The sequence below is a fragment of the Chroococcidiopsis cubana SAG 39.79 genome (assembly GCF_003991895.1).
In the GTDB taxonomy this organism is placed as follows: Bacteria; Cyanobacteriota; Cyanobacteriia; order Cyanobacteriales; family Chroococcidiopsidaceae; genus Chroococcidiopsis; species Chroococcidiopsis thermalis.
Window position 1 is genome coordinate 17,560 of sequence record NZ_RSCK01000072.1, and the last position, 16,656, is coordinate 34,215.

At 43.7% G+C, this 16,656-nt stretch carries 15 protein-coding genes and 1 pseudogene; 4 read left to right on the forward strand and 12 right to left on the reverse strand.

All coding sequences use genetic code 11. From position 1 onward, the window contains the following. Positions 1 to 8: 8 nt before the first annotated feature. Both DSM107010_RS43155 and DSM107010_RS43160 read left to right on the forward strand, forming a co-directional pair. Positions 9 to 293 carry a hypothetical protein gene (locus tag DSM107010_RS43155; RefSeq protein WP_106171306.1) on the forward strand — a complete coding sequence of 95 codons (285 nt, stop codon included), beginning with the start codon at positions 9 to 11 and terminating at the stop codon, positions 291 to 293. A gap of 32 nt (positions 294 to 325) precedes the next feature. Continuing rightward, positions 326 to 466: a transposase gene (locus DSM107010_RS43160; protein ID WP_373425517.1), complete on the forward strand. Its 141-nt coding sequence runs from the start codon at positions 326 to 328 to the stop codon at positions 464 to 466. Positions 467 to 894: 428 nt separating this feature from the next. Here DSM107010_RS43160 and DSM107010_RS27755 read toward each other — a convergent pair whose 3' ends face one another. The 7 genes from DSM107010_RS27755 to DSM107010_RS27785 form a co-directional block, all read right to left on the reverse strand. Continuing rightward, on the reverse strand, positions 895 to 1,731 hold the full coding sequence (locus tag DSM107010_RS27755) for a DUF928 domain-containing protein (RefSeq protein ID WP_199755783.1): 837 nt from the start codon (positions 1,729 to 1,731) through the stop codon (positions 895 to 897). A 22-nt stretch (positions 1,732 to 1,753) separates the two neighbouring features. Further along, positions 1,754 to 4,081: a CHASE2 domain-containing protein gene (locus tag DSM107010_RS27760; RefSeq protein WP_127024407.1), complete on the reverse strand. Its 2,328-nt coding sequence runs from the start codon at positions 4,079 to 4,081 to the stop codon at positions 1,754 to 1,756. Between the two features lie 116 nt (positions 4,082 to 4,197). Further along, a complete protein-coding gene (locus DSM107010_RS27765; RefSeq protein ID WP_106170257.1) occupies positions 4,198 to 5,325 on the reverse strand; it encodes a vWA domain-containing protein in 1,128 nt (375 codons plus the stop codon). A 203-nt stretch (positions 5,326 to 5,528) separates the two neighbouring features. Then, positions 5,529 to 6,161 (reverse strand): tyrosine-type recombinase/integrase, encoded by a 633-nt coding sequence (locus DSM107010_RS27770; RefSeq protein ID WP_127024410.1) that lies wholly within the window; start codon positions 6,159 to 6,161, stop codon positions 5,529 to 5,531. Positions 6,162 to 6,313: 152 nt separating this feature from the next. Beyond that, a complete protein-coding gene (locus DSM107010_RS27775; RefSeq protein WP_106168217.1) occupies positions 6,314 to 7,735 on the reverse strand; it encodes an ISKra4 family transposase in 1,422 nt (473 codons plus the stop codon). Then, the gene (locus tag DSM107010_RS27780) at positions 7,732 to 8,325 is read right to left on the reverse strand and encodes a plasmid pRiA4b ORF-3 family protein (RefSeq protein WP_146138696.1); all 594 of its coding nucleotides are present in this window, start codon (positions 8,323 to 8,325) and stop codon (positions 7,732 to 7,734) included. Before DSM107010_RS27780 ends, DSM107010_RS27775 begins: the two co-directional genes overlap by 4 nt. A gap of 108 nt (positions 8,326 to 8,433) precedes the next feature. Then, positions 8,434 to 9,051, reverse strand: a complete 618-nt coding sequence (locus DSM107010_RS27785; protein WP_127024416.1) for a hypothetical protein — start codon at positions 9,049 to 9,051, stop codon at positions 8,434 to 8,436. On the opposite strand from DSM107010_RS27785, the pseudogene DSM107010_RS27790 reads away from it, so the two are divergent. Next, positions 9,025 to 10,020, forward strand: a pseudogene (locus tag DSM107010_RS27790) (IS701 family transposase). The gene DSM107010_RS27785 and the pseudogene DSM107010_RS27790 overlap by 27 nt on opposite strands. Here the strand turns inward: DSM107010_RS27790 and DSM107010_RS27795 are convergent. From DSM107010_RS27795 to DSM107010_RS27805, 3 genes are all read right to left on the reverse strand, one after another. Next, entirely contained in the window at positions 9,982 to 10,587 is a 606-nt protein-coding gene (locus DSM107010_RS27795) for a hypothetical protein (RefSeq protein ID WP_158631880.1), read from the reverse strand. The pseudogene DSM107010_RS27790 and the gene DSM107010_RS27795 sit on opposite strands and share 39 nt — an antisense overlap. Before the next feature lie 36 nt (positions 10,588 to 10,623). Further along, positions 10,624 to 11,628 carry an ATP-binding protein gene (locus DSM107010_RS27800; protein ID WP_106168214.1) on the reverse strand — a complete coding sequence of 335 codons (1,005 nt, stop codon included), beginning with the start codon at positions 11,626 to 11,628 and terminating at the stop codon, positions 10,624 to 10,626. A 143-nt stretch (positions 11,629 to 11,771) separates the two neighbouring features. Next, on the reverse strand, positions 11,772 to 12,428 hold the full coding sequence (locus DSM107010_RS27805) for a Fic family protein (protein ID WP_158631881.1): 657 nt from the start codon (positions 12,426 to 12,428) through the stop codon (positions 11,772 to 11,774). A gap of 854 nt (positions 12,429 to 13,282) precedes the next feature. On the opposite strand from DSM107010_RS27805, the gene DSM107010_RS27810 reads away from it, so the two are divergent. Then, positions 13,283 to 14,347, forward strand: coding sequence for a hypothetical protein (locus DSM107010_RS27810; RefSeq protein WP_106168212.1), 1,065 nt, complete (start codon positions 13,283 to 13,285; stop codon positions 14,345 to 14,347). A 107-nt stretch (positions 14,348 to 14,454) separates the two neighbouring features. Here DSM107010_RS27810 and DSM107010_RS27815 read toward each other — a convergent pair whose 3' ends face one another. Beyond that, positions 14,455 to 15,438, reverse strand: coding sequence for a DUF1822 family protein (locus DSM107010_RS27815; protein WP_106168211.1), 984 nt, complete (start codon positions 15,436 to 15,438; stop codon positions 14,455 to 14,457). Between the two features lie 18 nt (positions 15,439 to 15,456). After that, positions 15,457 to 16,119, reverse strand: coding sequence for an RNA polymerase sigma factor (locus tag DSM107010_RS27820; protein ID WP_106168210.1), 663 nt, complete (start codon positions 16,117 to 16,119; stop codon positions 15,457 to 15,459). Positions 16,120 to 16,656: the final 537 nt, after the last annotated feature.

The following is a 16,656-nucleotide window of genomic DNA, read 5'->3' on the forward strand; positions in this document are numbered from 1 at the left end:
CTATTGCCGTGGACATTGCCGGAAGTCAAGCGGCTGTTATGGCGATTGGTTTTCTCTACCTCGTTTTCACTCTTGGGTGTTTGGCACTGGTCGATTTGGCGGCGACGAAAGCAGGAACGAGCGCGGCAGTGCCACTATCGACGGTACGCACAACGCACGCGACCAAGCCAACACCTAACTATTGCCACCCAACCCAAAAGCACGAGCTATCCCAGCAATTTAAGCGACCAGCAGTGGGCGGCTGCACAACGAGTTATCCCCGTTCCGAAGCGTTGGTCGTCCTTGCACAATAGATCTGCGTCAAGTCCTCAATGCCCTTTGCTACATGCAAGCCAACCATTGTTCCTGGCGGATGCTACCAGCCCACTTTCCTTGCTGGCAGACTGTGTCTTCCTACCTGTATCGCTGGCGACGGCAGGGAGTATGGGAGACCATTTGTGAAGCTATCCGAACTGACGAGGTGTAATCGAACTGAAACTTGCACTTGGGATAGCATCAGATAAAATTGCTGAGTTATCAATTTAAGCAATTGCTGGCGATTGCTGCCCCAGCAAATCAGCGTTTTCTCTAAACACTGAATGCTTAACTAGATCTCGTTCTCAAGCGCATCAAATTCACCCAATCTAAATAAGTGCGGTTGTAATAATAGGACGTGTTTGCAAACTACAAAATCGATAGATATAGATTTTGAGCCTTTAAATTTAACTCGCGCTCATGTGTGTGTTTTTATGCGGCACAGGGATTCTTGTAAAATTTCTTTACATTCGATTTTGCTGGCAAACCCAGATGCAACATGGAAAAATCAAGAACCAGTGAGTTAGAACACATAATGCTCGTAGCATTGTGCGGTTTTAGTGACTCCCCACCTGTGCAAGCAACCTTGGCTCAGGTTGTTTATTTCTGACTTAGAGTACGGGCGCTATTCTGTGCGCCCTTACGACTTCTGAGTTCGTCTACTAATCCGGCACTACCAACTATTGGCTGTTGTCGAAGTAGTTCTAAACCAACACCTTTTGTATTTAATAAGTCAGCCCACGACCGCTCGAGCTGAGGATTCACCCCATTGGTACGGCGCAGTTGGGCTAGATGAGCTAAAGCATCGTACCAAATGCCATTAGCAGCATAAATAGCATAATCCTGTGCTTTGCCTGCAAGTAACTGACTCTTCAGTGTAGGAGTTAGTGCCACCCGTTGCACCCACCCTTCAACAAAGATCGGAGTAGATGTTTGTGGCGATTCGCAGTAAACCTTAAAGTACCAACGATACGACTGGTTAATTTCTAGTGGTGCTACTGTTGATGGGATGTTAAGGCTAACAATTCCTGGTGTTTGAGGCAACGTTATACCAGTCCGATAAATATCCTCCCCTTGTTCTGACTGCAACACAAATTCTCCAGATTGTGCCTGTTGGGAAGAATAGGGAGTATAAAACAAAAAACTCGGATGCTCGGCAACGGTTTTGCCCAAATTATTTTCGGGGATCAAGGCAGTCAGAGGCGGATCGATGGGCGGACATGGGCTGCGGCTTCCTCCTCCGGTTCTGCGCCCAGGTCTACCGTAACCAGAAAAGTCAGGTTCAGACTGCTTCGATCGCTCTGACGTAGAAACATCATTTGTTGGTTTATCCGACTGCGCCCAAACAAGCTTGGGGTAACTTAAGAAACTCGTAAATACCCAAGTCATAGCAATTGCGCTCGCGATTGGTAGTTGAGATAATAATTTCTTGGGCATGACGATTTTGATGCGCGATGATTTAAGATTTGCGTTCGGGTTGGGTAACTTTATAAGTTACTACAGATGCGATCGCGAGAGCGATTGCCGCCGGAACCAGTGGTAGCCAACCTCCTTTGAGCAACAGGACAAAACAGAGTCCAGATAGGATACTCAGGGCAACAGCGATCGCTAATCCTAGCTGTAGGGGCGATCGCCATTGCCAGCCTAGTATGCCTCCTACCAGCGCCCAGCCCCACACCCAAAAATTTTCAGCCCACAGTGGCAACCACCACAGCAAAGGGCGATCGTCCAAAACCGCACTCAGAATTTGACTCACCATGTGAGCGTGGATCGCAACTCCAGGTAGTTCCTCAGACTCGTTATCACTACTGTAAGGTGTGGGAAAGTAGTCTTTGAAGCTCCTGGCGGTATTGCCAATGAGAACGATCCGTTCCTTAACTAACGATGGTAGTTGTGCATCAAGCGAACCGCTTAAGATCTCGGAGAGAGTCACTTGTTTGGCAATCGGATCGGCAGCGCGGTAATTGAGTAAGATTTGATAGCCTAGTGCATCTAAGTGACGGTAGCCACTAGTATTAGCTTCAAGTTGCCTAAAAACGGCATTACCCAGTTGCCAGCCTTTCCCAGTTCGTTGAGGTTGAATGCCTATACCTGCTAGATAAGCTCGTGCCACTTGAAAACTGAACGATACATTCGTTGCACAACTAGACTTAGGGTTGATATCCATAAATAGTAGCTGGCGACGAATAACGCGATCGCGATCGAAGACAAAATCGCTGAAGCCGAGACGGTTTTTCGGGATCTCCGGCGGAGAACCAATACCTGGATAAGCATCCTCGCCTGGATTGTCATCGTTTGCACGTTCCACCTCACATACGCCAATGAAGCGGTGGTCTTGCAAATAAGTTAATAAATGCTGCTGGTTAGATTTTACGGGAAAATCGCGGTAGATATCTAATCCTATAACTTTTGGATGATGAGGTCGTAGTTTTGCTAGTAGTTTTGCGAGTGTGGCATCTGATAGACTTAGCTTTTCCTTTAGCTTTTGTTTCTGCACGTCTGCTTCGGTGACTTTCACGATTAGGATGCGCGAATCTGGTGCTTCGCGCGACCGCAGGCGCATACCCAAATCGAAAGCTTGTAACTCCCAAGTCTGTAGTATTTCTGATTGCCTGCCTACCATTACAAAAGCGGCGATCGCTACGCTTGCCAAGAGTACCATGCCCAATTGATTCAGCGCGATCGCCATTTGGCGACGTGGAGCGCACCAATCTTGCCAATTAGTCAGCGGTTCGGCTGGATTTTGATAAATCACGGGCAGCCAGGTTGCACAAGGATTTGTGTTTTCTAGTTTTTCTAGTCCTTCTCGTGCATCTCGAACGGCACTATATAGTGTCTGCCCGTCCGCAAAAGCCGAGAGAAAATTTTTGAGAAACTCATGAGCCACTGTGTCTGCTATTGGCTCTCGCATGACAATGACTTGGGGAATATCTAGCTCTGCCAGCTTCCGCGCCAAGCCTAAACCGTCACAAGAGTTGAAAATTGCTAGTTTTAAACCGTTGCTAATCGCTTTTCTTAGGGCATTTTTTAGTTCGTTAAGTGTTAGGCTATCTGTTTGATTCAGATGGAGCAATCCTTGTTCTTCACTAGAAGAACTATGACCAGCAAAAAAAAGAATATCCCAATCTTGCCGCAAATAATCGTACAAATCTTCTAGTCTTGGCTCTACTAAAAACTCTATCTCTGCCTGCTCGGATAGCTCCTCTAAAATAGATTTGTCTAACTCTAAATTGATTCCTTTACTATTACCAAAAATTGCTAAAATCCTAACTTTAGCTTTGGTGGTTTTTGTCGGCAATTTCTTCGTTCGTCTATACTCCGAAGGACTTAGAGCAATTTCCACTTTCGGGTAATCACCGCAGAATTTCCACAAATTTAAGGGGAGTCGTTGCAATAGGCGATCGTCAGTTTCAATCATGACTCGAATTTCTTCCACCGGGTCTAAGTGTGTGCGTAATTCCAGCTCGATCGGACGAAAAGGTTCGGAGTTAAACCAATTATTAATTTTGTCTGACAACTGCTGGCATAAATCTTGAAACTCAACTTGTGAGACGTGAGTTATATCTCCAGCTTCAATTTCGATGCGACAATCCAGCTCCAAACGTTGACAAAGTGCTAAGTATAGTAACTGCCACTTTCTGTAAAGTTCAATAATCTCTGGCGCTGCTGGTAATCTACCCTTAAATTGCATGTATTGAGGATTGCCCTCTTCGCTCAGCCGAGCTGTGACGGTAAAACCGTGTTGTACGTCACCATTCTCGAAACTGAGGCGTAATATTTTAGCCATTACTTTAGTAAAGCGATCGGATGATAAAATTTTCGGTCACGCCATCACTGCAACCTACTTGAATATTAAAACATTCTCCCGCTCCACTCCGAAATCGTCTTAGTTAAATTAAGGCTCTACACCGACAACAACCGTACTGTTTCACCAAACGGAAACTTAGACAAATCTAATCCCCCTGGAGTCACCACCCACAGCACGGGTAATTGGGGTTGCCGTTCGGGAAAAGTGCCATTTCCATCTGTAAGATAGACACAAACTCCCCCAGTTAGACCATCCCAGCTTTCTTGCACCTTGCTAAAGAATGGGACAAACGAAGTTCCGCCGCCACCTTGAGGATTTGGCATGATACTCTTAGAATCGAGTGGATAAGGTCCGTAAGCTTCCGCATCTGCATAGTAAAGATCGCAACTTATATGCGGATAAGCACACAAAATTCCCTGTAATTCGCTCAAAAACAATCGCAATTGCTCATTATTAATCGAGCCGCTAGTATCAATTGCCACATACACTTGTACTGATTCCCCTTCCAGCGATTCTAGATATAGTCCTCGTCCGATAAAACGGCGATCGTATCCAACATAATCAGTAGGAGTTTTTGACAAATAGCGCCAAAGAAAAGAACGCCAATCAATTTGTGGAGCAGTGAGTAACGACAATTCCCGTTTCATTCCCGCAGGTAGCTTACCTCGCTCCGTGCTACAACTATCAGTCAATGCTCGGTTGTAAGCGATTTGCCAGTATGCTTCTATCTCAGCTCTTCTCGTTTGGAATAAGCTATCCTGACAATTTTCAGGGGAATTATCGATTAAATCGCGCGTTGCTAAACCACAGCAATTGCATTCTTTGTTGGTCAGCAACTCGTAGATCTCTTCGACGCTAAAATCTTCCAGATGCGGAACTCGCAACTCCCCTGGTGGTAATTCAAAACCTTGCTGCCATACCGTACCGTTGACAACAATATCAGCCGCAATGTTCCACCGCCGAGCATCCCTGATACCCCGCCTGGAGAGATGATGTAACGCTGCGTGTAGGACTATATGTAGTAACAATCCATCCTGTTGCGCTGGAGGTAGCGATCGCAGATACTCTGGATTAAAGAAGATATCTTTACCATCCGTAGCAGCCGTATCGATCGATTGCGTTGGGTGAAATTGAGCGTGTAAAGCCAATGTTGCAAAAAAAGCAGAATTACTCCGTAAACGCAAGAGAGAAGCACTGATACTTTTTTGGTCAACGTCGTTCATTTTTTTTTCTCGTTTAGTTTTCTCACTACTTTGGCAATTGGTAGGTATTTATGAGTTGTCAAAGTTTCTAAAACTGTTATCTCGCTCGGTTGATTTATAGCGATTTAATTTACTAATCGATCGTATATGATGGAGAGCGAAAAATTTCGGGGGAGATAGGCAACACGCTAGGCGATAACTTAGATTAAATAGATGATCGAATATTAATTGTCCCAAAGTCCTTGAAACTTGGCAGATGCAAGTTCCGTGTAACGCACTGTGTGCTGAATATTGTTATGTCCCAAATAACTTTGAATTGTCCGAGTATCAGTACCTCGGTTCGCTAGATAGTAACCCGTTCCATGCCGCAGCATATGTGCGTGAACTGGGAAAGCCAGACCTGCTAACTCGCCAGCCCGCTCAACAATTCCACTCACAGTATCGGGTGCTAACGGTCCACATCGAGAAGACTGAAAAACATAAGGACTAGCAGGATAATCTCGTTGCAACTTGCGGAGGGAGCGAATTTCATCAGAGTAAAGTGGTTGAGTAGAAGGAATTCCTTTCTTGACTCGCTTGACGTAAATCGTTCCACCACTAAAATCTATCTGCTCCCACCTCAATGCTGCTGCCTCTGCTACCCGCAATCCGTGACGGTAAAGTAGCAAAATTAGGGTTGAGTCTCGATGAGCGTGGCAACCTTTGGATTTTTTGATGGCTTGCCGCATCGCCTCAACTTCTTCTGGTAACAAATGCTCCCTAGTCCTAACTTCGGAGTATTTACGAGAGTTAGGCGATTGACGCTCTTGTTTTTCTGTTTTACCAACTTTCGGTAGTTGGACGATCTGTTTCATCATGGCCCAAACTCCTAAAAAGCTTGGGGTATGTCATCTAATTTTACCAACTTAAAACACGAAAGTTGGTAAATACATAGATAGAAAAAAACAAGCCAGCCTTTTATAGGCATTCACATTTTCAAAGCCAATAAAATCACGTTTATACTGTGTATTTAAGTAGCATGAGGCATTTGTTGATTTTGCTTGCTATCTAGTGTCAAACCAGAATACCATTGCTGAAACTTGCTACGTAATTCTTCATTGAGAACCAGCGTTCGCACTTGGAGCAGAAGATGGGCACCTTTTGGAGTCCACCGCATCTGTTGCTTCTTCACAAACCGTTTGCTAATGACTTGGTTGACCGCTGATTCCGTAAACCCAGTAGAAATGACTTCGCCACACCGCCAACGTTCTCCATAGTTGGGGATGTATGCTCCATTATTTGAGATGTAGGTATGAAATTCCTCCATCATGTTGTAAAGCTTTTTCGCCTCCAGACAAGGCTTTTTCTCATGGTCTGCCAAGGTAAAAGTATTGTCGAGCAACTCTTCGATCAATTCCAAAGCTTTAAAAACGTTGCCATGCCACAGATACCACTTTACCGAAGTCAAATCTTTTAATATATATTTACTTGTTTCTGGGTCTCTTTTGGTTAGTCCTTTTGCGACCTGATTCATCACCGTTATCCGCATTGTGATGTGAAACCAGTCGAGTAGATACTCGGCGTTGGGGTTAAGACAGGATAGTAAGTCGCGGATCTTCTCATCGCCATCTGACAGAAATGTAACTTGTTGGTTCATCTGCATCCCAAGGGATTTCAACACCTCGAAGATTCGACGTTGGGGCTTAGTGTCGTAACAATAAGCAAAGCTAAAACGTTTGGATGTGCCGTCTGCCTTTATACACTTGCCAACCATGACTTCAAAGTTGCTTTTGCTTTTCGATTGTTTGTCGTAGGAACGGACATATCCTCCATCCATTCCCACTACTATTGGTAGATCGGGTCGGGGTAATTCCTCCCAATCACGAGGACAGCCTTCGATATATGCTCCTTTTTCTTCACCTAGTTCGGATTCTAAACGTGTAGCAACTGCGTGGAGGTGATTCCGTACTGTTGTAGCGTTTATTTGCCCTTCTAGTGGTAATAATTCCTGCAAAAGTTTGACGGAAAGTCCGTAGGACATCAAAGACGCAAACTTCGATTCTAAATACAGTAGTTCTGGAGAGGTACGTTCGGTTAATAAGTTTGCCAGTGGGTTAAAGCTACGAGATTGTTGCTCGATACACGTACAGTGAAATAGTTTATTGGAGCGTAGATGTAACTTGCCAAACAACGTTCGGTATACACTTGTGCGCTTGTCTTTGTGCAACAGTTTCTTTTCACAGTGCAGGCATGACAAATGTTGTTTTTCATACTCGGCAACCTGTTGCTCAACCAAGGTACGTTGAGTATTTTGCAGCAACGTTTTTGCTTCTGTTAAGCTTAATCCCAAGTTTTCAGGTTGTAAAGAACCACGCTCAATTTGTGCAACTTCTTGGGTAATTTGAGGAGCGCCACAATCTGACTCAATAACCACTTGAATTTTAATTTTCACACTATCCTCTGCTCAAATAACATCGGTTCTTTACCACCAGTGGTGTATTGCTGCAAATGGCGATTGACTTCGTGGCGGTCAAAGCGATTTAGATAAACCAATAGCCAGGTGCGTAGTTCATCCGCTTCTTCCCTATCCATGACAAAATTTCCAGACTCTAGCATTGAGCCAAAACGCTCTAACACATCCCAAATTGAAAATTCTTCCCTTGCTTTCATAAAGCCCCAAGGACCACCACAATCTTCTCTTGGACAAACGCCTCTACCACCAGTGCAGACTGGATAAATTTGATTGGGTTGTGGAGTCAAAATTGCTTCGACTCTGATTTCATGCCGCCACCAGTAGCGCCATGCACCCATTGCTGGGCAGATACTGAAGTCATATTCGTATAAAAACCGCTCTTTTTCCCGAAATTCAAACCTTGCAAGCTTTACCTCACAAGCACGTTCGCTAAATACTGTTCCGCCCGGTTGAGTGACTCCATACTGTTTCCCGTGAATGATGAAGTGATGCAAGTGGATATCTTCCCACCCCATTGCCCGCTGGAGCGTGTAATGCAAATCTTCTATTGTGCTGTCGCTGCTCTCCAAGTAAGCGCCGCCAAATCATTGGGCTAACGCCCAGCAGCACCACCTTTAGTTGATAAATAGCAGGTTCGGAAGAATCAGACATTGAGCCATCTTACCCCATTGTCTGTCCTATCTCCCCCGAAAAAAATCGCTCTCCATGATATTAGCGGCTCTGCGAACGTATCGGTCGCGATCGCAGGACAGCTTTACTAAAGTTTTTCCTAGAATGTGAGCATGATTGATAACAGCTTTGCGAATGTATCGGTTGCGATCGTCAGCTACTTTTTCTAAAATATATCCTGGAGTATTAGGATTTTTAGCAACGCAGAGGCGAACTAACATATCATTATCGCCCGCTAATTTTGCTAAAACTTTTGCCGGAGTATTAGGATTAGCAGCAACATTCCAGCGGACATCTACCTCGCGATCAAAAGCTAGTTCTTCTAGAATATATTCTCGCGTATTAGGATGAATAGCGATAGCTTTACGGAAATCCTCACTGCCATTAAGAACTAGCTTTTTTTGAGTCTTTCTAGGTGTATTTAGATTAACAGCAACGTTCCAACGGACATCTACCCAGCGATCGCGAGCTAATCTTCTTAAAGCACAACGTGGAGTATTAGAATTAGTAGCAACGCTCCGACGAATATACCCCTTGGGATCGCGGGATAATCTGTCAGGAGTTACGCAGTTGAACCAGAGGTAGGGTAAAACAAAAGAATGAACCCACCCAAGTACAATGAACACGATTACATAAACTTTCTGATAGCAACGCAGAAAGCCTATAGTGGCACGGAAGCCCAGAGGGTGCAACCAGAGTCAGCGAATCCAGCTGCACATGATGCAATTACCCGCTTGCTTCACCGCATGGAGCCGTCACCAGAGACATTATGGTTAGAAGCGAAGCAGCACGTCAGCTTCGACAAGGGCATCCTAGTCATTGACGATTCTACCCTCGATAAGTTTTACGCCGAAAAAATGGAATTGGTGACGCGCCATTGGTCGGGAAAACATGGGCGAGTTGTGCAAGGAATCAATCTGATTTCATTGCTGTGGACACAAGGCGATAGCCATATCCCTTTGGACTATCGGTTTTACGAAAAGTCGGTAGATGGAGCTACGAAAAACGACCATTTTCGAGCCATGTTGGACACGGCAAAGATAAGAGCATTTACCCCACAGTGTGTTGTCTTTGATAGTTGGTACAGCAGTCTGGATAATCTCAAACTGATTCGCCGTCACGAGTGGATTTGGCTGACTCGATTCAAGTGCAATCGCCACGTTAATCCTGATGGCACGGGCAATCGTCCTTGAAGCGAAGTCAACATTGGATCAACAGCAACTGTTGTGCATCTCAAGGGCTATGGTTTAGTCAAAGTCTTCAAGATAGTCGCCCCAAACGGTGACATTGACTACTGGGCAACTAATGACCTCAACCTGGAAGAGTTACAACGATTACAGTGGAGTGAGTTTGCTTGGGCGATTGAAGAGTACCATCGTGGATTGAAGCAGTGTTGTGGGGCTGAACGTGCTCAAGTTCGTTCTTCTCGTGCTCAACGTAATCATGTCGGTTTAGCGATTCGCGCCTTCCTTCGCTTAGAACTGCATTGGTTCACAACTGGTATCAGTTGGTATGAGGCAAAGTTGGCGATTGTTCGCAATGCGATTCGTGCTTATTTAGCGGCTCCCCGTTTCGTTCTTAATCCAACTGCGTAAGTCCTGTCTGTTTAAAGTTTTGCTTGATGTCTGAGGATGATTGGCAACGGCTATGCGGACACGTTTGTTGGGATCGAAAGCTAATATTGCTAAAAGCTTCTCTGTGATATTAGGATTAGTAGCAACGTAGTAACGTAAACATTTATCATTAAAAGTATAAGGGTCGCCAAGTAAAAATTCTAAAGTTTCTACTGGAGTACTGGGATTAGCAGCCACGATTCTGCGGATTTCTTTGCTGCGATCCAAGGCTAATTTTTTTAATGTGTTTGTTGGTGTAGTGGTACTCCGAGCTAATGAAATCCGCACAAACTCACTGTCGGAATTTTCCAGCGTTTCAAGCAGGAAGATCGGGTTCCTAGTTATTTCGTCGGGAAACTCAATACCCAGTTCGAGTAAAACTTGAGTAGGAGTGTTTGGATTACTTGCTACTAAAGCGCGAATAGTAGGATCTTTGTCTTGACTTAATTGTTGCAGAATTTCTGCTGATGTATCCTCAGTAGCGGCAAGATTTCTTTTATTTTCTATTAGTGTATTGTTGAATTTAAATATTAGTTCTTGAAGAAACAATAAAAAAAGGAAAAAATGAAAAATCAATGGAGGAGCTTACAACCCCGCTAACTTCTGATAATTTTGCAAAAACTCCCGCAAACTGGGGTCTTGGTGAATCAAGTTTGCTAATGTTCCTATTTGTCCTTTACTCTTCATCAAGGGAAACACATTGACTGCATACAGTTGCATCCATTCTGCTGTAGCAGAAGTTGAATTCAGCCAAGTGAAGGCATTATAGGCTTGCTCTGCATCCGCAGCTCTGGCTGCTAATCCAATCGCGATCGCATACTTTACCGATGGTTCTGTTGTACGAAGAATAATATCTCTCTTACCTTCCAGAATTAACGACAAATCTGGTATGGTTTTACATTCATCAAGAAAAGCCTTAAATTCAGCTGCCGTACTCGGTCCAACTGCGGTAGTAATACCTAGACCAGCACTATACAATGTGTTTGCCATTTCCCAAGAACGAGGTGAGGGCCAAGCGGGTTGTAGACTTTGTTTGTGTAGTAGTTCGGGGCGAAAAGAAAGAAAGGCGAGTATTTCTGTGTTAAAGTTGTTCGCCAGAGCATAGGCTCTGAAGCTGTCCAGATCCGGCTCTAGCTGGAGATGCAAAAATCTGTTAGCTACCGGTGCAGGCATATCAAACACCGAAGCACGATCTTCTTTGCGATTCCCAGCAGCCCAAATAAACCACCCTTCAGGAACAGTGTAAGAGCCAACGCAACGATCTAAGATTAGCTGTTGAGCGACTCCTTGCACTGCTGGAGGAGCCATATTGATTTCATCCAAAAAGAGGATACCCTCATCACAATCATGCGGTAAAAAATTTGGGGGCAACCATTTAGAACATCCACCATCGGCTACAGGTAAGCCACGTAAATCGCTAGGTAGAATTTGAGACAACCGCAAATCACGAAATTTGAGATTGTTTTCTTTTGCAACTTGCTTGACAATGCTTGACTTCCCCAAGCCCGAAGCTCCCCAAATCATAATGCTATTTTGCAATCGCTTGGCGATGCAACAATTTAAATAGGCTTCTAATTCAGTGGTTTTCATGACTGTGAGCGATCGTATTGTTGTAAAAACTTGAGAAAGATAGAAAAATCTTGTAACAAGAAGTTAGGTATGTAGCTAACACTAAAGATTTTGTGCAAGAATTTGCTCCAGTTTTTGACCCCTTCCTTTCGGAGTCTCTTTAATCACGTCTCTATTTGTATTTTTTCCCAGATCGCATTTCGACCCTGCTGAATGCGGCGAACTTGACCTAAAGAACGCAGATCGGCTAAAGCCCGACAGATTGTAGACCGACTCACTTCAGGGTAAGCACGCTCAATGTCTGCATATTGGAATTGATTGGGCAATCGCGACACTACTTCAAACACGATCTTGCGCTTTAAGGATTGCCGAAGCTCTGTAGCACGCTTGTAAGCGGCAAACGCTTCTTCCCCTTGCCCCAATATCATCAACAGTATACTCCGCTTGTGCCAACCTAAGTCTTCGTAAAATCGAATTTCTATGGCTCGCTCGCAAGCTGCCAGTGCTTCTTTATATCGTCTCAGTCTCTCTAATACTGTGCTTTGGTTGTACCAAGCCCAGTAATAATCAGGCTTAAGTTCTGTGACTCGCTCGCAAGCGGTGAGTGCTTCTTTATTTCGCTCAAATTGCAACAATAGATAGCCGTATTGACTCAAAGCCATCCAATTATTCCAATTATGAGGATCGCGAGCCATGTCTTGTTCATATTTAGCTAGTTCTTCCTGCAAGTCATTCAACTCATCCAGTGTGATATACAGCTTGTTACAAGCTTCCTTGGCACAAGTCGTATCGTTTTGACAGCCCTCATGAGTTAGGCCCATATCAGCGCAATTAAACCCCATAGGGCAGCTTCTCATATGCCTGCCTCTAGTAGTGTTTTAGCCTTCAACCGTGAGAATTCGTGTCCCCTGCCGACAGTCTGGGGACGAGATGAATCACGGACAAAGTATTGACTTGGCAGTGCAGGTATGTAACTATACATGTACGTTTTAAAGAAGTAGAAGAAATTAACACGGCTGCTTCTCCCGTAAGCCAGTGGAGGCAAATATAAGGCTTCTAGTTTTGGAGCAGGGAGTGAGACAAGTCCTGAGGAGCTAGAAAATTAAAGTGGGTTTTCTTCTGCATAAACTGACTCAAAAATTCAACAGAGGAGCTGGGCATCTTCCTGTCTATAAAACGCTTGAATCGGATAATCAAAGGTAATCTCGTTCCGTGGGAAAAGCATGCGCTGTCGGCTTGCCGCAGCGTCAGGAGTAGTCGCTTCATCCAAAGAGCTGAACTAGCTATTCGTGAAAATGGAGAACCTAAAGAAAGCTGTCCATGTCCTTGATAGCAGTCTTTTGTTTCTTAGTTGAATCGCTCATTATGTTTTTTGCTAGAGAAATTAAAACCGCTAAAAACTATTATTACAACTTATTTTTCTGCTTGTAAAGAGGGTACAGATAATTTTTGTATTCTTATTATTCTATAGCAAAAAAATAAGAAAATAGGGAAATAGGAAAATAGAAAAATTTTATATGGTGTTTTCTACCTTTGAGCTTCTCTATTACAAATTGTTGAAAAACAGTTATGAAAGGTGATAAGTTTTAAGCTAGATTGGCAAAGGATAATTTCTAATGCACTTTACAGTTGAGTCGCCAACTCTCGCTACCTCGTTCACAAAATAGTCTAAATCATGAATTCTGAATCAGATTTATCCTTTGAAAAAGCCCTTGAACTGGTAAACGAAATTAGCCAGAAATATCGTAAAGGGCGAGATATACCCAAGGATTGGGAGTTGGTGTTAGAGGCGACATATAACAAACACAAAGGTTCCAATGAGAGAAACACTTACGCAAAAGTTGCTGAAGGCAGTGAATATACGGTTAAACAGCTTAATTCCAATGCTGCAGTGTCATTATGGAACCTGCTTAATAAAGAGATAGACTACGATGGACAAGGTGTAAAGCAGAGAACTTGTATACCGCACTTGAAGGAATATCAGAGGAGGAAACAAGCTGCCGGAAGTGGTATAACAGACCAAGACCCTGAAATAGTCCTTGGAGTAGAGCTGAATTCATTCGATAAAGCTTCAAGTATAAAAATTTTTATAGATTATATTTTCAGCATTCCAGGAGTGGCTACTATTTTATTTAGCAACCTCCTATTTTTAAAATATTATTTTTCGGGAATAGAAGGTGATTTAAAAAAAGAAATTGGAGATAGTATTACTATTAATTATGAGGCTGCAAGAGGTAAAATTAAGTTAATTGTAAAAGGTCATTTAGAAGATATAGCTCGGCTTCGTTCTCGGCTCGAATCCGAAAATCAGATCCAATTAAATGAGTTTCGGATTACAGCTTATAAATTCGCTGGTGAAACAAGTGTGGTTCAACCCTCTCGCCGCAGGAATTCGTTAAGGCGAATCAGAAGTAAAAACGTTAGGAGAAGTTTATCGGTTATTAAGAGCAGTTTGTCCTTTATCGCAATCGCATCTGTAGTATTTATTGCGATCGCGGCTGTACTATTCACGCTTGGCTTTATCATTTACAGGCTTTGGAATTTCGTTTCGACGCAGCCGGGTTTAGTGAAATCTTGGAAGTCTATCGGCGATCGTCTATGGCAGACGGAAGAACAGAAGGGAGGGATGTTGTTGGGAGCGTTGATGTTTGTGGTGACAATAGCATATTACTTTAGCAGGGATCGCGAGGAATTACCGGATCGCGAGGAATCACGGGTTCGGCAGAGATCGCGAAAGTAAATGCCTGTACAAAAGAAATATTGTTGCTCCCTGAACGATCGACAAAAGTTTAGTACTGCTCTAGGGTTTGGTTCTCGAATTAATATTCCACAACGCGATCGCCACTACTAACAAAAGTCATCAGACATAAACTTTTCGGTCACGGCGATTTTACCATCAGCGACTTGAATCGTAAAGCTTTCTCCCAATTCACACCGAAACCGCCTTAGTTGAATGTAATTATCTTGATGGCGAGATTGCGCCGATTGCAGCGTCTCTCCCGATTCCGAGAGCAAAATCAGTTGAATATCTGGCGGTAAGTAATTTTCTCTAGCCTTCGGATGTACCTGTACGATAATCGTAGCGACTTGGCGATCGCTGTCGGGCATAACTATCATTACTAATGCTAGGGATTGGTTTCCTAGTTGTAGCCCCAGATCGATCAGCTTGACTCCCTTGGTGCTATTCTCATGCAACTGGGAGGTATGTCCGTGTCTTAAGGCTAAAGTTGGGTGGTGTGTGGTTGACAGTGACTCTAGAGATTGCCAACCGTTGTCAAACTGTTTCTGAAACCATCGACTGAGTAGCTGCACTTGACTCGGTTTTGCTGGCTGAACTTTTGGCTGATTTTGTTGTATGTATGCTACTAACTGGGAAATTGGTAGCAGTTGCGCGATCGCGACTTCGCCACTTTCTGGTACTGTCATGGTAAATCCCAGCAATGTTGCTTCTTGCAGCGAATCATCAAGCTGTACGGCTACGTAGCCGATGCGCTCCGACCACACCTCTGGCGGAATAGAGACGACATCTGCTTGAGGCAGCACGGGACGGCACTCTAGCGTTCCCGCGTCAGGAATTTCTAGATCGGCAACATCCATCAGGATCTGATACACCACGTCGTGACTGCAACTAGCTGCCCAATCTGTTTCTATTTCTAGCTGACGCAGGTAGCGATCGACGGCAAACACAGCTAGAGTATTGAGATAAACCTGTTTTGCCTTAGCGCGATCGCGATGATGTTGCCAAAATAGTTGCGCTAGGTCACGAGCTTCTTTGCTTATGGCGACTTTGAAGGTTGAATCGGTTGAACCTACTGATAATTCTTGTGTCATTGCTTTGCTGTGGTTGAGTTAAATACTTTCGAGATACTTTCTAATTTTTGGGGCAAACTTTTTTAAACTGCGCTGATAAAAACTGCCAAGTGTGGAAATTGATATTCCAAATATTTCTGAAATTTCCTGCCACGTTTTTTTTTCGAGATACAGCTTGACTAGAGCAGCAAAATTAGCTTCTGGATGTTTTTTAATATAAGTTTCCCTGAATTCTGCATCTGATTCTATATAGCTCTCGATCTCTTCTGCTAGGCTTGGAAATTGTTCTGACGATGCCTCTCTACATCGTTCTAACAATTTCTGTTTATCTCGTTCTGACGATGCCTGTCTCTCGAGATCGTCTAAGCACATTATCTGAATATCTTTCCTGCCTATAACTTGAGAAATTGCTAGCTTAAAACATCGCTCTCTTAGCAGAAAACTACACCATGTTATTACCTCTGCACGTTCTGGATCGTACTGATCGATCTTTTCACAAAGACATAAAAATAGGTTTTGTACTGCCTCCTGCTTAATCTCTTCGTAATGATAAACAAACTTTCCTTGGTAAGGATAATAAAGCTTGCCCGAACTCAAAATTGCTTGGAATAGCCAATCTAGAGCCTTCTGCCGTTCTGGTGTTTTTGGTGGGTGCTGTTGGGCTGTTAGTACTAGCTGCTTGAGCCGCTCATTTAGATCCATTTGCTTTTAACCCCAGGTGCAATTTTTTCTCATTTTCCCTTTGTCAAAGGAGAGCCAAGGGGATTTCTTCGCGAAGTATTATGGTCTGGCGATCGCCCAACCCAGTTTAACTGAGTTAACAAGGGAAGGCAGCCGCATTCGAGGTTGTTCCCTGTTGTACCACCTCGCGTCAAATTAGCGTGACGATAGATCGAATTACACATTGCGTTGTTTTGCGTTATTTAATGTCGGCTATTTGACTCAAAGAGCATCAAAGAGTCAATACACCCTTCTATATTTCTTCTCAAGTTTTTTTCGGCGATTTTATGCAAAACTTAGATCTTAATTTGGAGAAAATTCTCAGGAAGTTGAACAATTGTTTAGAAAAGCCTTGTGGGATGGTACTTTAGCTGTAGCGACTGTAAATAAATTATAGTTCATCTACCCAGTTATTCTGTAAAGAAATATTACTTAAGGCTTGTGGTAGTCCTAAACAAGTAAGGATGTAAGTATAGAAGAGAGGTTTTTCAACTTCTAATCATGCTAGCAACCACTCTC